The following is a 449-nucleotide window of genomic DNA, read 5'->3' on the forward strand; positions in this document are numbered from 1 at the left end:
TGAATTTGGAGCCGGAGTTCAGTTACACCGCAGAGCTCGCCGAACCCCAGATCGTGGGACCGGGCCCATACGGGATGCGTCAGGTCCTCGCCGTCACCGGAGGCAAAGTCACCGGAAACCGGCTCAGCGGCACCGCCGCCCCCGGCGGCGGAGACTGGCTACTGGCCGGAGAAGACGGCTACGGCCGACTCGACGTACGCGCCCAGTTCTACACCGACGACGGCGCCGTCATCTACATGAACTACCAAGGCCTCGTCGAAGTCACCGAAGCCGCCGCAGCCGCACTCACCGGCGGCGCCACCGGCACCAACTACGGAGACCACTACTTCGTCACCACCCCACGCCTGGAATCCGGAGACCCCCGATACGCCTGGGTCAACCAAACCATCTTCGTCGGACAAGGACGCGTCCAACCCGGACCCGTCGTCGAATTCCAAGTCTTCCGCGTC

1 protein-coding gene is annotated in these 449 nt (G+C 65.3%); it reads left to right on the forward strand.

Annotated elements, in window-relative coordinates; genetic code table 11:
• Positions 1-5: 5 nt before the first annotated feature.
• On the forward strand, positions 6-449 hold a 444-nt coding region (locus AC1U2B_RS28605; RefSeq protein ID WP_480219437.1), incomplete at its 3' end, for a DUF3237 domain-containing protein.

This window comes from Mycolicibacterium sp. P4_G11 (assembly GCF_056555145.1).